This window comes from Nonomuraea sp. NPDC000554, from assembly GCF_040300065.1.
In the GTDB taxonomy this organism is placed as follows: Bacteria; Actinomycetota; Actinomycetes; order Streptosporangiales; family Streptosporangiaceae; genus Nonomuraea.
Genome location: NZ_JBEPDC010000001.1, coordinates 509,221 through 523,473, shown reverse-complemented (window position 1 = coordinate 523,473; position 14,253 = coordinate 509,221). Strand labels below are relative to the sequence as shown.

13 protein-coding genes are annotated in these 14,253 nt (G+C 70.8%); 9 read left to right on the top strand and 4 right to left on the bottom strand.

Annotation, left to right across the window (positions count from 1 at the left end):
- Window positions 1-64: 64 nt before the first annotated feature.
- Both ABT294_RS02675 and ABT294_RS02670 read left to right on the top strand, forming a co-directional pair.
- A complete protein-coding gene (locus ABT294_RS02675) occupies window positions 65-1,999 on the top strand; it encodes a carbohydrate-binding protein (protein ID WP_350803039.1) in 1,935 nt (644 codons plus the stop codon).
- A 139-nt stretch (window positions 2,000-2,138) separates the two neighbouring features.
- Window positions 2,139-3,026, top strand: coding sequence for a glycoside hydrolase family protein (locus tag ABT294_RS02670; RefSeq protein ID WP_350803037.1), 888 nt, complete (start codon window positions 2,139-2,141; stop codon window positions 3,024-3,026).
- Between the two features lie 3 nt (window positions 3,027-3,029).
- On the opposite strand, the gene ABT294_RS02665 is transcribed toward ABT294_RS02670, so the two are convergent.
- The gene (locus ABT294_RS02665; RefSeq protein ID WP_350803036.1) at window positions 3,030-3,986 is read right to left on the bottom strand and encodes a sulfotransferase family protein; all 957 of its coding nucleotides are present in this window, start codon (window positions 3,984-3,986) and stop codon (window positions 3,030-3,032) included.
- A gap of 50 nt (window positions 3,987-4,036) precedes the next feature.
- Between ABT294_RS02665 and ABT294_RS02660 the strand changes: the two genes are divergently transcribed.
- Both ABT294_RS02660 and ABT294_RS02655 read left to right on the top strand, forming a co-directional pair.
- The gene (locus ABT294_RS02660; RefSeq protein ID WP_350803035.1) at window positions 4,037-5,383 is read left to right on the top strand and encodes a lanthionine synthetase LanC family protein; all 1,347 of its coding nucleotides are present in this window, start codon (window positions 4,037-4,039) and stop codon (window positions 5,381-5,383) included.
- A 136-nt stretch (window positions 5,384-5,519) separates the two neighbouring features.
- Window positions 5,520-6,227: a M24 family metallopeptidase gene (locus ABT294_RS02655; RefSeq protein WP_350803034.1), complete on the top strand. Its 708-nt coding sequence runs from the start codon at window positions 5,520-5,522 to the stop codon at window positions 6,225-6,227.
- 74 nt (window positions 6,228-6,301) lie between these two features.
- Here ABT294_RS02655 and ABT294_RS02650 read toward each other — a convergent pair whose 3' ends face one another.
- Both ABT294_RS02650 and ABT294_RS02645 read right to left on the bottom strand, forming a co-directional pair.
- Complete coding sequence (locus tag ABT294_RS02650; RefSeq protein WP_350803033.1) at window positions 6,302-7,162, bottom strand: LLM class F420-dependent oxidoreductase; 861 nt, start codon at window positions 7,160-7,162, stop codon at window positions 6,302-6,304.
- 103 nt (window positions 7,163-7,265) lie between these two features.
- Entirely contained in the window at window positions 7,266-8,189 is a 924-nt protein-coding gene (locus tag ABT294_RS02645; protein ID WP_350803032.1) for an adenosine deaminase, read from the bottom strand.
- Window positions 8,190-8,291: 102 nt separating this feature from the next.
- Between ABT294_RS02645 and ABT294_RS02640 the strand changes: the two genes are divergently transcribed.
- Window positions 8,292-9,443: a PucR family transcriptional regulator gene (locus ABT294_RS02640; protein WP_350803031.1), complete on the top strand. Its 1,152-nt coding sequence runs from the start codon at window positions 8,292-8,294 to the stop codon at window positions 9,441-9,443.
- On the opposite strand, the gene ABT294_RS02635 is transcribed toward ABT294_RS02640, so the two are convergent.
- The gene (locus ABT294_RS02635) at window positions 9,408-10,586 is read right to left on the bottom strand and encodes a metal-dependent hydrolase family protein (RefSeq protein WP_350803030.1); all 1,179 of its coding nucleotides are present in this window, start codon (window positions 10,584-10,586) and stop codon (window positions 9,408-9,410) included. The genes ABT294_RS02640 and ABT294_RS02635 overlap by 36 nt on opposite strands.
- 230 nt (window positions 10,587-10,816) lie before the next feature.
- Here ABT294_RS02635 and ABT294_RS02630 point away from each other — a divergent pair, with 230 nt between their 5' ends.
- The 4 genes from ABT294_RS02630 to ABT294_RS02615 are packed head-to-tail and all read left to right on the top strand — an operon-like array spanning window position 10,817 to window position 14,146.
- Window positions 10,817-11,869 (top strand): ABC transporter substrate-binding protein, encoded by a 1,053-nt coding sequence (locus ABT294_RS02630; protein ID WP_350803029.1) that lies wholly within the window; start codon window positions 10,817-10,819, stop codon window positions 11,867-11,869.
- Entirely contained in the window at window positions 11,866-12,618 is a 753-nt protein-coding gene (locus ABT294_RS02625) for an ABC transporter ATP-binding protein (protein ID WP_350803028.1), read from the top strand. Before ABT294_RS02630 ends, ABT294_RS02625 begins: the two co-directional genes overlap by 4 nt.
- Window positions 12,615-13,364 carry an ABC transporter permease gene (locus tag ABT294_RS02620; protein ID WP_350803027.1) on the top strand — a complete coding sequence of 250 codons (750 nt, stop codon included), beginning with the start codon at window positions 12,615-12,617 and terminating at the stop codon, window positions 13,362-13,364. Before ABT294_RS02625 ends, ABT294_RS02620 begins: the two co-directional genes overlap by 4 nt.
- A complete protein-coding gene (locus tag ABT294_RS02615; protein WP_350803026.1) occupies window positions 13,361-14,146 on the top strand; it encodes an ABC transporter permease in 786 nt (261 codons plus the stop codon). Before ABT294_RS02620 ends, ABT294_RS02615 begins: the two co-directional genes overlap by 4 nt.
- Window positions 14,147-14,253: the final 107 nt, after the last annotated feature.

Below are 14,253 nucleotides of genomic sequence, written 5' to 3'. Positions count from 1 at the left end.
TTCGCGATCCCCCTTTCTCATCCTCTCCTTCACCCCCCAGTCATCCGATCATCGGGAGAATCACATGAGAGTGTTAACCGTCCTGCTGGGCTCCTCGCTGCTCGCCGCCGCCGCGCTCACGCCCGCGCACGCCGCGGCCGGCGGTGGTCCGCTGGTCGTGGTGAACCCCGGCTTCGAGAAGGACGCCGAGGGCTGGACGTTCACCGACGGCACCGGCGTCGCCACGAACAAGCCCCACGGCGGCGCCAAGCTCATCTACCTCGACGCGGGCCCCGGCAGGAGCGTGAGCCAGGCCATCACATCCCCGGCGGCCGGCCGCTACACGATCTCGGCCTGGATCGCGACGGGCGGCCCCGGCGGCACGTTCGCCGTCCGGCGCAACGGCGCCGACGCCGGAACCGTCACGCTGCCCGCGCGCTCCACCTACAGCAGGTACACGATCTCCAACGTGGAACTGGCCGAGGGCGACCGGCTGGAGATCGTGTTCGGCTCCGGGTCCGGCTGGGTCAACGCCGACGACGTGATGATCTCGCCGGGGGCCACCGCCAATCCCCGCGTGACCTCGTCCAACCCCAAGGTCGTCGAGCTGTTCGAGTGGTCGAAGGCCAAGGCGGGCAGCTGGGTCCACCAGGACGGCGCGCCCGGCCCGCTCAACGTGGACGAGCGCCAGCCCGGCGGCACCGGCGAGGGAACCTACGCCCCGTCGTACTGGGCCGGGTACGCCCACCGCAGCGGCTACTACTCGCGCGACTTCGCCCACCAGCTCGCGGGCGCGCACATCCTGGGGCTGGCGAACGAGAACAAGAACATGCTGCGCTCCTTCGCCGCCTCCGCGACCGAGGAGCACAAGTTCTACCCCGTGTGGGCGCTGAACTTCGACGCCAAGACCTACCTGGACATCGACTACCGGTCGCCGACGAACTTCGTCCGCGAGGTGCCGGCCACGTTCGAGCTGGTGGAGAAGGCCAACGAGGCCTACCGCTGGAGCGGCGACCGCTCCTACGTGGACGACCCGGTGTTCTGGGACTACTACCGGCACGCCACCGGCGAGTTCGTCACCCTGCACGACGGCCGGCGCGCCAACGGAGTGGCCGAAGGCACCGGCAAGGGCATCTTCCAGGGGGCCGCCAGCTACAACGAGTCCGGCGACGAGCCGCTGGCGGAGGCCGGCGACGCGATCGGCGCGCAGTACCAGGCGTACCGGGCGCTCGCCGACCTCGCCTTCGACAAGCGCGACGTCAAGGCGTCGCTCGCGGCCGCCAAGAAGGCGCGAGACCTGAAGCGCTACTTCAACGACACCTGGAGCGTCAAGCCGGGCACCGGCGAGTTCGTCCGCGCCTACACGGTCGACGGCACCCCGCTCACCGGCTTCGGCAAGGAGAACAGCTGGTTCATGCCGATGAAGGGGATCATCGACGCGGGCCCGCGCAACGACGCCTACCTCGACTTCATCGACGCCGAGGCGAGCGGCGCCGGGAAGCCGGGCAACATCGAGGCGATCACGTACCTGCCCGACACCTTCTTCAGGCACAACAGGAACGAGACCGCCTGGAAGTGGATGCAGTACGTCTACGACCAGCGCGAGAGCAAGCACGTCAGCAGCCGCCAGGGGCTCAACGGCGACTACCCGGAGGTGTCGTTCACGCTGGTCAGCCAGACGGTCGAGGGGCTGATGGGCATCCAGCCCGACGCGCCCAGGCGCACCGTGGCCACGCTGTCGCGGCTGCCCGCCGACATCGGCTGGCTGCAGGTGGACGACGTGCCCGTCGGCAACGGGACGGTGAGCGTCCGGCACGACGGGCAGACGTCCACGACGTTCACCAACGGGTCGGACGGGCCGCGCTTCTGGGAGGCGCGCTTCCTGGGTGAGCACCGCTGGCTGGAGGTCAACGGCCACCGCGTCGCCGGGCTCCCCAAGGTGATCGACGGGGTCCGGTACACGATGGCCGTCGTCCCCGTGCGCGGCGGCCAGACGGCCACCGCCAAGATCGTCGGCTGACACCGGGGAGGGAGCGGGCGCCACGACCGGCGCCCGCTTTCCCATTAAGCTCATAGGAAATACAGGAAAACCTATGATGCCAGCCAAGGATCGGTGAATCTCCATGAGTGCGCGCCAGCCGGCTCCTACCCTCGTCCCCATGTCGATCGATGTGCTTCCAGAGCCTGGCCGCTCGGTGGTCGCGGTGGTCCCGCCCGTCGCGGGAGAGGGACACTGGGCGGGCGCGCCCAGCGCGGTCGCGGCTGACGGCCGCATCTACCTCGCCTACCGCCTGCGGCGTCCCGTGGGGGAGGGGCGCGGCTACGCGATCGTGGTCGCCGTCTCCGCGGACGGCGAGCGGTTCGAGACGCTGACGACGATCACCCAGGACGAGATGGACACCGACTCCCTCGAACGTCCGGCCCTGATGCGTACGCCCGAGGGGCGCTGGCGGCTCTACCTGAGCTGCGCCACCCGCGACACCAAGCACTGGCGCGTGGAGGTCCTGGAAGCCGACGACCCGGCCGCGTTCGACCCGCGCGAGCGCCGGACCGTCCTGCCCGGCGACCCCAAGACCGGGGTGAAGGACCCGGTGATCGTCCGGAAGGGCGGCAGGTGGCACCTGTGGGCGTGCTGCCACCCGCTGCAGGACCCCGACGAGACCGACCGCATGGTCAGCGACTACGCGACCAGCGCGGACGGTCTCGACTGGACCTGGCACGGCACGGCGCTGACCGGCCGCCCCGGCGCCTGGGACTCCCGCGGGGCCCGGATCACCGCCGTGCGCTTCGACGGCGACCGCGTCCTCGCGTACTACGACGGGCGGGCCGGCGCCGGGGAGAACTATGAGGAGCGCACGGGCCTCGCGGTGGGCACGGATCCTGCCGCGCTGACCCCGGTGGGCGCCGCGCCCGCCGCGTCCTCCCCGCACCGCGGCGGCGGGCTGCGCTACCTGGACCTGGTGGACCTGCCCGGCGGGCGGGTGCGCCTCTACTACGAGTACACCCGTGCCGACGGCGCCCACGAACTCCGCACCGAACTCCGCTGACGGTCACGAGTCGGCGAAACGGCCGTTCCTGGCCTGGCGCTGGCCCGGCGGGCGGGCGCCGATCAGCCCGCCCGAGCGCTCCCTGGGGCGGAGCCAGTCGGAGTAGTCGTCGCCGGTGACCTTCCGCAACAGCTCGACGTCGGCCGCGAAGTACGGGATGAGCTGCTGCCGCTGCTCCCAGGTGAGAGGACGTCGCGACCGTCCCCGGCGCTGGAGCAGGCGCTCGATCGGCTCGCCCAGCGCGCCGGGCAGGAAGCGGCGGAACGTGGCGAGCATCCGGTGCCGCTGGCCGGGGTCCGGATGCGCGGTCACGTTCTCCCGTGGGGCCTCGGCGAGCAGGCCCTGTTCCACGCCGAGGAAGGCGCAGATGCGGTCGAGCGTCCCGGCGGGCCTGTCGACGAGGTCGCGGTACCGGAAGATCAGCACCTGCTCGCGGGGGAAGAGCGTGAACAGGCTCGCCAGCTGCTCGCCGTACCGGCCGAGGGCGGTGTAGTGCCAGAAGTGGTCCCAGCCGGCGGCGATCCGCTGCTCCTCCGCGGCGCAGGCCTGGACGATGTCGTCGATCGGTTCGAGCCCGGCCGACCACAGGTGCGTCCAGTTGGAGTGGGCCCGCTCGACGGGGTCGCGCAGGATCACGATGAGCCTGGCCTGCGGGAGGGTCTTCCTGATCCGGTGGTGCGCGGCGCGGTCGTAGAGGTAGAACGGGGTGGACTCACCGCACAGCGTCCCGGCGGGGGCGGCGGCGAACAGGGCCTCGTAGTCCGCGCGCCGCCAGATCCACTCGCGGAACGTGCGGGCGTCGCCCGGGCCGCCCCTTGCCGGGGGTGGGCCGTCCGTGAGGAAGTACTTGGGCTCCTTCACCGGCGACAGGTAGAGGGCCGGATGGGCGCGGAGGGCTGAGTGCAGGGCGGTGGTCCCGGCCTTGGGTGCGCCGATCACCAAGAAGTTCGGTAAAGGCATGCCTTTCAGGTTAACCTCAATTCCCTACCAGATATATGGGATACTGAGGTATGAGCCTGGATCGCACGCGCTCATCGAGCGAACGCGCCGAGACACCGCTGACCGCCGCGATCATGGCGGGTCGGTGGATCCGCTCGGCCGCCGTGGACGACGAGCACGGCCGCCACTGGCGGGCCAACCCCGACGTCCGGGGCAGATCGGCCGTCGCACCGGAACCCGCGTCCCTCTACGCGGGCGCGCCCGGCATCGTGCTGTTCTTCCTGGAACTGGCCGCCGCGACCGGCCACGAGGCGTACCTCGAAGACGCCCGCGCCGGCGCCCGCTACCTCGCCGCCACCTGGCAGGACGTCACCGACGTCACCCTCTACCACGGCCTGGCCGGGATCGCCGTCGCCCTCACCCACGCGGGCTGGGTGCTCGGCGACAGCCGCTTCGACGAAGCCGCCGCGGGCGCCGCCGACCGGATCGTCAGATCCGCGCGCCGCCTCGACGACGGCGGCCTCGGCTGGTCACGCGAGCACGCCCAGCGCGGCGACGGCGGCGTGGTGCTCGGCCTCCTGCACGCCGCCGCCATGCTCGGCACGCCCGCCTACGAGGACGTGGCCGTCGAAGCGGGCGCCCGCATCGCCGGGCTCTCCGTGCCAGGCCACCGCTTCGGCGACTGCGCCGACCTGCCCGTCGACGCCGTCACCCCAGGCTTCCTGTCCGGGACGGCCGGCACCGCCTACCTCCTCGCCCGCCTGTACGGCGTCACCGGCGACCACGCGTTCCTCGAAGCGGCACACCGGGGCGCCGACTTCATCAGGACGGTCAGCGTCATCACCGACAGGTGCGCGGCCGTGCCCCACCACCTGCCGCACGGCAGGGAACTGCACTACCTGGGCTTCTGCTCCGGCTCCGCGGGCGTCGCCCGGACGTTCTACGAGCTGTACCGCGTCACCGGCGACGTCGAGGACCTCGACTGGGCCGTACGGCTCGCGCACGGCATCGTCCGCAGCGGGGCGCCGCACCGGCAGACGTCCGGATACTGGAACGTGTCGTGCCAGTGCTGCGGCACCGCCGGGCTGCTCGAACTGTTCGTGGGGCTGTGGGCGGCGACCGGGTGGCGGTCCTACCTCGACCACGCCCGCACGCTCGCCGACCACCTCATCGGCCGGGCCACCGACCACGACGGCAGAGGGTTCCGCTGGTACCAGGCGTACCGGCGGCTGCGTCCGGGGGAGGTGTCGGCCGACACCGGGTACATGGTGGGCGCGGCGGGTATCGGCGCGGCCCTGCTGCACCTGGACGCGGCGATGCAGCCCGACCAGGCCCGCCGGGTCATCCTGCTGCCGGACAACCCCTTCCCCGCCATCCCCGTCCCGCCGCCTGCCCTGCGCGGGGACGGCGGGAGCTAGGGGCCCGTCACGCGACCGACCTCACCTCATCCCAGCCGCAGGCGTCTGGGAGACTGCTTGGCGTTCGATCTCCGGGCCGGCTGAGTCGCTCGCGTCGGCAGGGGGCACCACGACATGAAGAACACAGGGGACACGCATGACGTCTGATCATTCCGGGCCGGAGGAGGCTCGGCGGGTCGCGGGCCTGGTGGCGGCGCAGGAGAAGGCCATCGCCTTGTTCGGCGAAGTGGAGGCACGCGGACTGGTCGCACCTGGAGTCGGGGAGCGGGAGGTGAGCGATCGCATCCGGGACCTGGCCAACGACATGTTCGGCACGACCAAGCACTGGCACAAGCGGATCATCCGCTCCGGCCCCAACACCTTGCTCCCGTACCGGGACAACCCGCCTGACCGCATCATCGGCGAGGACGACGTCGCCTTTGCCGACTTCGGTCCGATCTTCGAGGAGTACGAAGCCGACTTCGGCCGCACGTACGTCTTCGGCGACGACCCGGACAAGCACCGGCTGCTGCACGACCTGCCGCGCGTCTTCGACGCCGGACGTGCGGCGTTCGCGGCCGATCCGGATATCACCGGCCGGCAGCTGTACACCGAGGTGGAACGGCTGGCGGGCGAAGCCGGCTGGGAGATCGGCATCTGGCACGCCGGGCATCTCGTGGGGGAGTTTCCGCACGAGGTGAACGACGGCGCGAAGGCGGAGTCCTACATCACCCCGGAGAACGACACCCCGCTGCGGCGCACTGACCGTGCGGGGAGGACCTGTCACTGGATTCTGGAGCTGCACTTCGTGGACCGCGCTCGCGGCTTCGGCGGCTTCTACGAGCAGCTGCTCGATCTGGCGTGACCACTGCCCGGCGGTCTTCGCGCTAGTGGCCCGTCTCGGAACGTCGATCCGGTAACTGCCGACGGCCGGGCGGGCTACTCCGGAAGGAGGGCGAAGCGCTGGGCGAACGCGGACATCTCCTCGCGTTGCTGCTCCGGTTCGGCGGCGCTGAGGTTCACGACGATGCGGGTCACGCCCTGCTCGGCGAACGCCTCGACCTGTTCGGCGGACATGTCGGTCGAACCCCATCGGGTGTACTCCAGCGCGTCCGGATCGCGTCCGGCCTCGACGGCGGCCGAGCGGGCGAGGCCCATCTGGATGGCGCGCTCTTCGAGGTCGAGCCTGCCGCCGGGGAAGTAGCCGTCGCCGCGTCGCCCGGCGCGGCGCGCGGCCGCCCTGCTCGACCCGCCGATGTGGATCGGCAGATGCGTGACCCCGTAGGGCTTCGGGAACTGGCACAGGTCGTCGAAGGCGAAGAACTCACCGTCGTGGCTGACACCCTCCTCGCCGCCGGCCCAGAGCAGCCGCAGCACGTCGATCGCCTCGTCGGCGCGGCGGCCGCGGGTGCCGAAGTCGACCCCCGTCGCCTTGGCCTCGCCCGGTAGGGAGCCGAGCCCCACGGTCAGCAGCCGCATCCGGCCCTTGGACAGCACGTCGATGGTCGCCAGGCGTTTGGCCAGGACCACCGGGTGGTGGTACGGCAGGAGCAGCACTCCCGTCCCGAGCAGGATCCGCTGCGTGGCCGCGGCGACGAAGCTCAGGCAGTCGAGCGGATCGCCGTACGGCAGCGACGGCGGGAGCTCGAAGGGGCCGACCATGGCACCGGGGTACAGCGCGATGTGCTCCGGCAGGTACAGCGACTCGAAGCCGCAGTCCTCGGCGTGCCGGGCGTAGGCCGTGATCATTTCAGGGTCGACGCCGTAGTAGGCCGTGTTGTAGCTGATCCCGAACTTCACCGTCACTCCTTCAATCGGCGGATGCGCGATCGCCTCCTGTCCACCGCGGCCACGTTAGAACCTTGTCGCCAGTGTCAAGGCAACTCGCGGTGGGTCCGCGCCGTCAGGCGCTGTGTCGGGCTTTGAAGGCGGCTTCGAAGGAGTTGCGGGCGAGCTGGTCGAGCTGGTCCTCGGTCATGCCCAGCTCGTCGCGGAGGGCGCGGTAGTTGTCCTCGACGTAGCCGCCGAAGTAGGCAGGGTCGTCGGAGTTGACCGTGACGAGCAGGCCCTCGTCCAGCATGGCGGGCAGGATGTGGTCGCGCAGCGACGGCACGGCGCGCAGCCGCACGTTCGACAGCGGGCACACCGTCAGCGGGATGCGCTCCTCGCGCAGCCGGGCCACGAGCTGCGGGTCCTCCATGGCCCGGATGCCGTGGTCCACCCGCTCGACCCGCAGGATGTCCAGCGCCTCCCACACGTAGTCGGGGCCGCCCTCCTCGCCCGCGTGCGCCACCCGGTGCAGCCCTTCGGCGGCGGCGATCTCGAAGACCCGCCTGAACAGCGACGGCGGGTAGCCCACCTCGGCCGAGTCGAGCCCGACGCCGATGAACTGGTCCCGGTACGGCAGCGCCGCCCGCAGCACCTGCTCGGCCTCCTCGGCCCCGCGGTCGCGCAGGAAGCACAGGATCAGCTCGGCCGACACGTCGCTGTCGCGCAGCGCCGCCGTCAGCCCGCCGAACACCACCTCCAGCGGCACGCCCCTGATCAGGTGGGCCTGCGGGTCGAAGAAGATCTCGGCGTGCTGGACCCCGGCCCGCTTCAGGTAGGCGGTGGCGAGGTCGTAGAAGTCCTGCTCGGTCCTGAGCACCGCCATGTTCTCGTAGTAGATGTCGAGGAACGACTGGAGGTTGGTGAAGTCGTAGCGGGCCCTGATGGCCTCCACGTCGAAGGTCGGCAGTTCGATCCGGTTGCGCCGGGCCAGCTCGACGACGAGCTCGGGTTCGAGGGTGCCTTCGATGTGCAGGTGGAGTTCCGCTTTGGGGCGCATGGCGTCGAGTAAACCGGACGGCCGCGGCTCACGGTATCGTGCGAACCTCCGAACTATCACCGCATGAGCTGGCATAACATCAGATTTCGGGAGGTGGCGCTCTTGAGACTGGCGGATCTGCTGGCGCGCGACGACCTGCATCTGACGCCGGTCACGGGCCACGGCCACCTGGGCCGCGAGGTGTGCCGCGCCTACCCTACCGACCTGCCCGATCCGCGCCGCTACCTGCGTGCCGGTGATCTCGTGCTGACCAGCGGCGTCTGGTATCGGCGGCCGTCCGACTGCGACTCCTTCGCCGACGCGCTCTGGGCGGCCGACGTGGCCGGCCTGGTCGTCGGGCTGGTCGTGCTCGGCGAGCTGCCTTCCGCCCTGGTCGAGGCGTGCGAGCGGCGCAACCTCCCGCTGATCCTGGCCGCGCCCGACCAGTCGTTCGGCGCCATCACCGAGGCGGTCGCGGAGGAGTCGTTCGCCGTCGAGCAGCGCAGGGCCGAGCGGGCCAGGGCGCAGACGCTGCTGGACGTGCTGGGCACGCAGCAGATCCCGCCAGGAGAGGTGTCGGCCCATCTGCGGCTGCTGGGGGCCGACCCGGGGCTGCCGACGACGGCCCTGGTGGTGCGGCTGACAGGCGGGTCTGACGGCCACGACCTGCCCGCCGTCCTGCACGAGGGGCTGGCCAGGAAGGGGCGGCACCTGATCGTCGGCGGGCTGCCGGGCGAGGCGGTCGTGCTGGTCAACGGGAAGACCACGCGCAAGAGCCTGAGTGAGGAGCTGCGCGGCTTGGCGGCGGCCAGGCCGGGGCTGCGGATCGCGGCGGGGATCAGCGAGGCGGCGTCCAGCGTGTCGCGGCTGGCCGAGGCGCTGGAGACCGCGCGGCGCGGCGTCGAGGCGGCCGGCGACGGCGCGGGCCCCGTGTCGATCATGTCCGCGGCCGACGTCGACACCCACGAGCTGCTGCTGGCCTCGCTGCCCGCGAGCGTGCGCAGGTCGTTCAGGGAGCACCTGCTCGGGCCCGTCGAGGAGTACGACGCCAGGCACGGCTCGGAGCTGCTGCGCACCCTGGACGTCTTCCTGGAGACGTGCGGCTCCTGGCAGCGCACGGCCGACGAGCTGTACGTGCACGTCAACACGTTGCGCTACCGGATGCAGCGGATCGAGGAGCTGACCGGCCGGCGCATGTCGTCCATGCGCGACCGCACGGACCTGTACCTCGCGCTCAGGTCAGGGCAGCCGCCCGGCGACCAGCCGGCCCCGTGACACCACGGCGACGACGTTCTCGGTCGCCAGATCCTCGATCCGCTCCCACGGACGGCCGCGCAGCACGACCAGGTCGGCTCCGAGACCAGGGGCGATGCGGCCCACCGGCATGCCGATCGAGTCGGCGGCGTCGGACGTGGCCGCGCGCAGCGCCGTCTCGGCGTCCATGCCCAGCACCCGGGTCATGTGGACGACCTCCGCGAGCTGGTCGCCGAACTGGACGTGGTGCCCGTTGGCGTCGGTGCCCAGCACGAACCGGACGCCCAGCGCGTACGCCTCGGCGAGCAGCACGTCGCGCCTGGCGACCAGCTCGGCGGCCTTGGCCATGGCCTCCTCGGTCACCGGCACCCGGCCGGCGGCGATCGCCTCGTTGATCAGCAGGGTGGGCGCGACCGGGGTGCGGCGGGCGGCGAGGGTCTCGGCGAGGTCCCGGGCCATCAGCGTGCCGTGCTCGATCGAGTCGACGCCCTCCTCGACGGCGACGCGGATGCCCTCCTCGGAGTGGGCGTGCGAGGCGACCAGCATGCCGAGGGCGTGCGCCTCGTCCACGACGGCCCGGATCTCGTCGCGGGTGTAGTTGCGCCAGGCGTTCTTGTCGCCGATCGACAGGACGCCGCCGCTGGTGGTGAGCTTGATGCCGTCCATCCCGGCCCTGGCCCAGGTGCGCACCAGCTTGCGGCAGTCGTCGGGGCCGTCGGCGGTGGGCTTGCGGATCGGGAACGCGGGCGGCACGAACAGGTCGTTGTGCCCGGCGGTCATCCCGACGACGCCGTGGACCTGGATGCGCGGGCCGGGCAGCACGCCCGTGTCGAAGGCCCGGCGCAGCGCGATCTGCGCCTCGTCGCCGGCCAGGTCGCGCAGGGTGGTCACGCCGTGGCGCATGGCGCGCTGGGCGTGGGCGACGCCGTGCAGCACCTGCTCGTCGCGGGTGGTGACGAGCGGCCAGGTGGCGAAGTCGGACTGCCGCGGACTGGCGTCGCCGATGAGGTGGACGTGCGTGTCGACCAGGCCGGGGATGACGCACAGCTCGTCGTGGCGCTGGGCGGCGGGCCGGACGTCGACGATCTCGTCAGGCTCCCAGGACAGGTCCACGGGGCCGCGGGGTTCGGTACCGTCCCAAAGCGGGATTCCGTCAAGTCTCATGTCAGGCCCGACGTTACCGGCTCCGTCCTGCGGCTGGAGAGACCTACGGACCTCGTGGGGCGCTCTCGTAGCTACCTACAGGTGGCCCGCCAGCGTGTACAGGGCTTTCGCCGCCCGGCCCGGGTCGCGCGGCCCACCTCCACCGCGATGCCCGAAATTCCGTCACATGATGGTAATAATCGATATATACCCTCCTGACCTGCATCTTCACCGCCCGCTCAAGGAGAATTATGGCTACCCTCGACCGTCGCGCGTTCCTGCGGACGACAGGTATGGCCGGACTGGCGCTCGGCCTGGCCGCCTGTGGCGACAACGGCACGACCAGCGGGGCCGGCGGCGGAGAAGGCGGGCACGGCTCGGTCAAGCTGCAGCTGTCCTGGAAGAAGAACGTCGAGTTCGCGGGCGAGTACTTCGCCGACAGCAAGGGCTACTTCAAGGCCGCCGGGTTCTCCCAGGTCGAGCTGCTGTCGGGCGGCGGTTCCGGCACCTCGGTCGAGTCGGGCCTGGCCACCGGGCGCTGCTGGATCGGCCTGTCGGCGCCGACCATCACCGCGCCCGCCATCCTGCAGGGCGCCCAGCTCAAGATCGTCGGCGCGACGTTCCAGAAGAACCCCTTCGCCATCGTCTCGCTCGGCAAGAACCCGATCGAGGACCCCAAGGCGCTGGTGGGCAAGAAGATCGGCGTCCAGGACTCCAACGAGCTGGTCTGGAACGCGCTGCTCAAGGCCAACGGCATCGACCCGTCGAGCGTGACCAGGGTGCCGTTCCAGTCCGACCCGTCGATGCTGACGTCCGGACAGCTCGACGGCTACGTCGGCTTCGTCACCAGCGGCCCCGTGCGATTGAAGATGCAGGGCGTCGACGCGACCCACATGCTCTTCGCCGACCACGGCCTGCCGCTGGTCGCCGAGACGTTCACGGTCGCGCAGCAGACCATCGACAGCGAGCGCGACAAGCTCAAGGCCTTCCTGACGGCCGAGATCAAGGGCTGGAAGGACGCGGTGGCCGACCCGGCCAAGTCGGCCGAGCTGGCCGCCGGCACCTACGGCAAGGACCAGAACCTCGACGTCAAGGAGCAGACGGAGGAGGCCAAGATGCAGAACGAGCTCGTGGTCACCCCCGACGCCAAGGCCAACGGCCTGTTCACGATGACCCCCCAGCTGATCGAGCAGAACATCGCCTCCCTCGCCAAGGCCGGGCTGACCATCAAGGCCGAACAGCTCTTCGACCTGTCGATCATCGACGAGGTGTACAAGGCCGATCCGAGCCTCAAGCTCGCATGAGCGGCATCAGCATCACCGGGCTGAGCAAGACGTTCAGCAAAGGGCTGACCGCGATCGACGGCGTGGACCTCCAGACGCCCAAGGGCTCGTTCCTGTCGCTGCTCGGCCCGTCAGGCTGCGGCAAGTCGACCGTGCTGCGCATCCTCGCCGGGCTGGAGGAGCCCACCACGGGCGAGATCCGGGTGAACGGCGAGACGCCGGAGGAACTGCGCAGGAGCCACCACCTCGGCATCGCCTTCCAGGACTCGGCCCTGCTGGCCTGGCGCAGCGTGACCGCCAACATCCGGCTGCCGCTGGAGGTCGCCGGGATCAAGCCGGAACCCGGCGTCATCGAGGACCTGGTCAAGCTGGTCGGCCTGGAGGGCTTCGAGAAGGCCAGGCCCGCCGAGCTGTCGGGCGGCATGCGCCAGCGCGTCTCGATCGCCCGCGCGCTGGTGGTCAAGCCCAGCGTGCTGCTGCTCGACGAGCCGTTCGGCGCGCTGGACGACATGACCCGCCAGCGCCTGAACCTGGAACTGCTGCGCATCTGGACGGAGAAGCCCGCCACCACGCTGATGGTCACCCACGGCATCGGCGAGGCCATCTTCCTGTCGGACGTCGTCGCCGTCATGAGCCCGCGCCCCGGCCGGGTCGTCGAGATGGTGGAGATCGGCCTGCCGCGCCCGCGCACCCCCGAGATGATGCGCACCCCCGAGTTCCACGCGATCCACGACCACCTCAGCGATCTGCTGTTCGGGCACGGCGCATGAGGCGGCTGCAGGGGCTGGTCGGCGTCGTCGCGCTGGTCGCGCTGTGGTGGCTGCTCGCGGTGACCGTCTTCGCCGGTGGCGGCGCGGTGCCGACCCCGTGGGCGGTGCTGTCGGGCATGGCGCACGACGGCTGGGCCTTCTACTGGCCGAACGCCTCGGCCACGCTGGGCGCGGCGCTGCAGGGCTTCCTCTGGGGCAACGGGCTGGCGCTCGCGGTGGCCGTGGTCGTGCTGCTCGTGCCGAGGTTGGAGGCCGTCGCCACCCAGCTCGCGGTGATCAGCTACTGCATCCCGCTGCTGGCCATCGGCCCGATCATCCTGGTCGTCTTCGGTGGGCAGGCCGCCGTGGTGTTCCTGGCCGCGATCTCGGTCTTCTTCACCACGCTGATCGGCGCCCTGCTCGGGCTGCGCTCCGCCGACCGGGCCAGCCTGGACGTGATCACGGTGTACGGGGGCGGCAAGCTGGCCAAGCTCCGGCACGTCCAGGTGATCTCGGCGTTGCCGAGCACGTTCGCCGGGCTGAAGATCTCGGCCCCGTCCGCGCTGCTCGGGGCCATCATCGGCGAGTACCTCGGCAGCAACGACCAGGGGCTCGGCGTGTCGCTGATGATCTCGCAGCAGCAGTTCCAGGTGTCGAGGACGTGGGGGCTGGCGCTCGTCGCGGGCCTGATCGCGGGCCTCGGCTACGCGCTCGTGGCCGTGGTCGCGCGCGTGGTGACCCCTTGGTCGTCAGGGAGAAGCGTGTGATCGGCCGTACCGTGTTGCGGGTCGTCGGCCCGCTGCTGCCCTCGGTGGTCATCGTGGTCGCCGCCTGGTGGCTGCTCCTGGAGGCGTTCGGGATCAGCCCGCTCGTCGGCAAGCGTCCGCCCCAGGTCTGGGACTACCTGTTCACCGTGCCCGAGGCCGCCGCGCACCGCGACGCCGTGTTCGGCGCGCTCGGCGTCACGATCAGGGACGCGGCCATCGGCTTCGCCAGCGGCATGGTCGCGGCGATGGCCGTCGCCATCACGTTCGTCCTGCTCAGGACGGTCGAGCATACGTTCATGCCGGTCGCGATGCTGTTGCGGTCTGTGCCGCTCGTGGTGATGACGCCGCTGATCACGCTGGTGTTCGGCCGGGACCTCGTCGGCGTGGCGGTGATCGGCGGCATCGTGGTGTTCTTCCCGGCGCTGGTCAACATCGCCTTCGGGCTGCGTTCGGCGTCCCCGCAGGCCACCGACCTGGTCATGGCCTACGGCGGCGGAAGGTTCACCGTGCTGCGCAAGGTCGCGGTGCCGACCGCGATGCCGTCGGTGTTCGCGTCGGCCAGGATCTCGGTGCCCGCCTCGATCATCGGCGCGCTCATCGCCGAGTGGCTGGCCACCGGGCAGGGCATCGGGGCCGGGATCCTGCGTGCCATCGGCGGCTTCCGCTACGACGAGGTCTGGGCGGACATCGTCGTCGTCACGGCCGTGTCGATCCTCGCCTACGCGGCCGTCGGCGTGGTCGAGTCGCTGGTGCTGGCCCGGTTCTCGGACAGACAGCAATGATCTGACAATCGCCGCGATTCCCCTTTTAAGTGACTTGTAAGCCAGATGTGAGTGACTGGTCGTAAGTTCTCCCTTGCCGCAAGGGATGAAAAATGATCACGAACGGA

Coding starts and splice junctions, on each gene's coding strand:
- ABT294_RS02645 (WP_350803032.1), bottom strand. CDS start 8,189: ATGCGCCCCAAAGCGGAACTCCACCTGCACATCGAAGGCACCCTCGAA.
- ABT294_RS02625 (WP_350803028.1), top strand. CDS start 11,866: ATGAGCGGCATCAGCATCACCGGGCTGAGCAAGACGTTCAGCAAAGGG.
- ABT294_RS02660 (WP_350803035.1), top strand. CDS start 4,037: ATGAGCCTGGATCGCACGCGCTCATCGAGCGAACGCGCCGAGACACCG.
- ABT294_RS02620 (WP_350803027.1), top strand. CDS start 12,615: ATGAGGCGGCTGCAGGGGCTGGTCGGCGTCGTCGCGCTGGTCGCGCTG.
- ABT294_RS02675 (WP_350803039.1), top strand. CDS start 65: ATGAGAGTGTTAACCGTCCTGCTGGGCTCCTCGCTGCTCGCCGCCGCC.
- ABT294_RS02655 (WP_350803034.1), top strand. CDS start 5,520: ATGACGTCTGATCATTCCGGGCCGGAGGAGGCTCGGCGGGTCGCGGGC.
- ABT294_RS02630 (WP_350803029.1), top strand. CDS start 10,817: ATGGCTACCCTCGACCGTCGCGCGTTCCTGCGGACGACAGGTATGGCC.
- ABT294_RS02670 (WP_350803037.1), top strand. CDS start 2,139: ATGTCGATCGATGTGCTTCCAGAGCCTGGCCGCTCGGTGGTCGCGGTG.
- ABT294_RS02635 (WP_350803030.1), bottom strand. CDS start 10,586: ATGAGACTTGACGGAATCCCGCTTTGGGACGGTACCGAACCCCGCGGC.
- ABT294_RS02665 (WP_350803036.1), bottom strand. CDS start 3,986: ATGCCTTTACCGAACTTCTTGGTGATCGGCGCACCCAAGGCCGGGACC.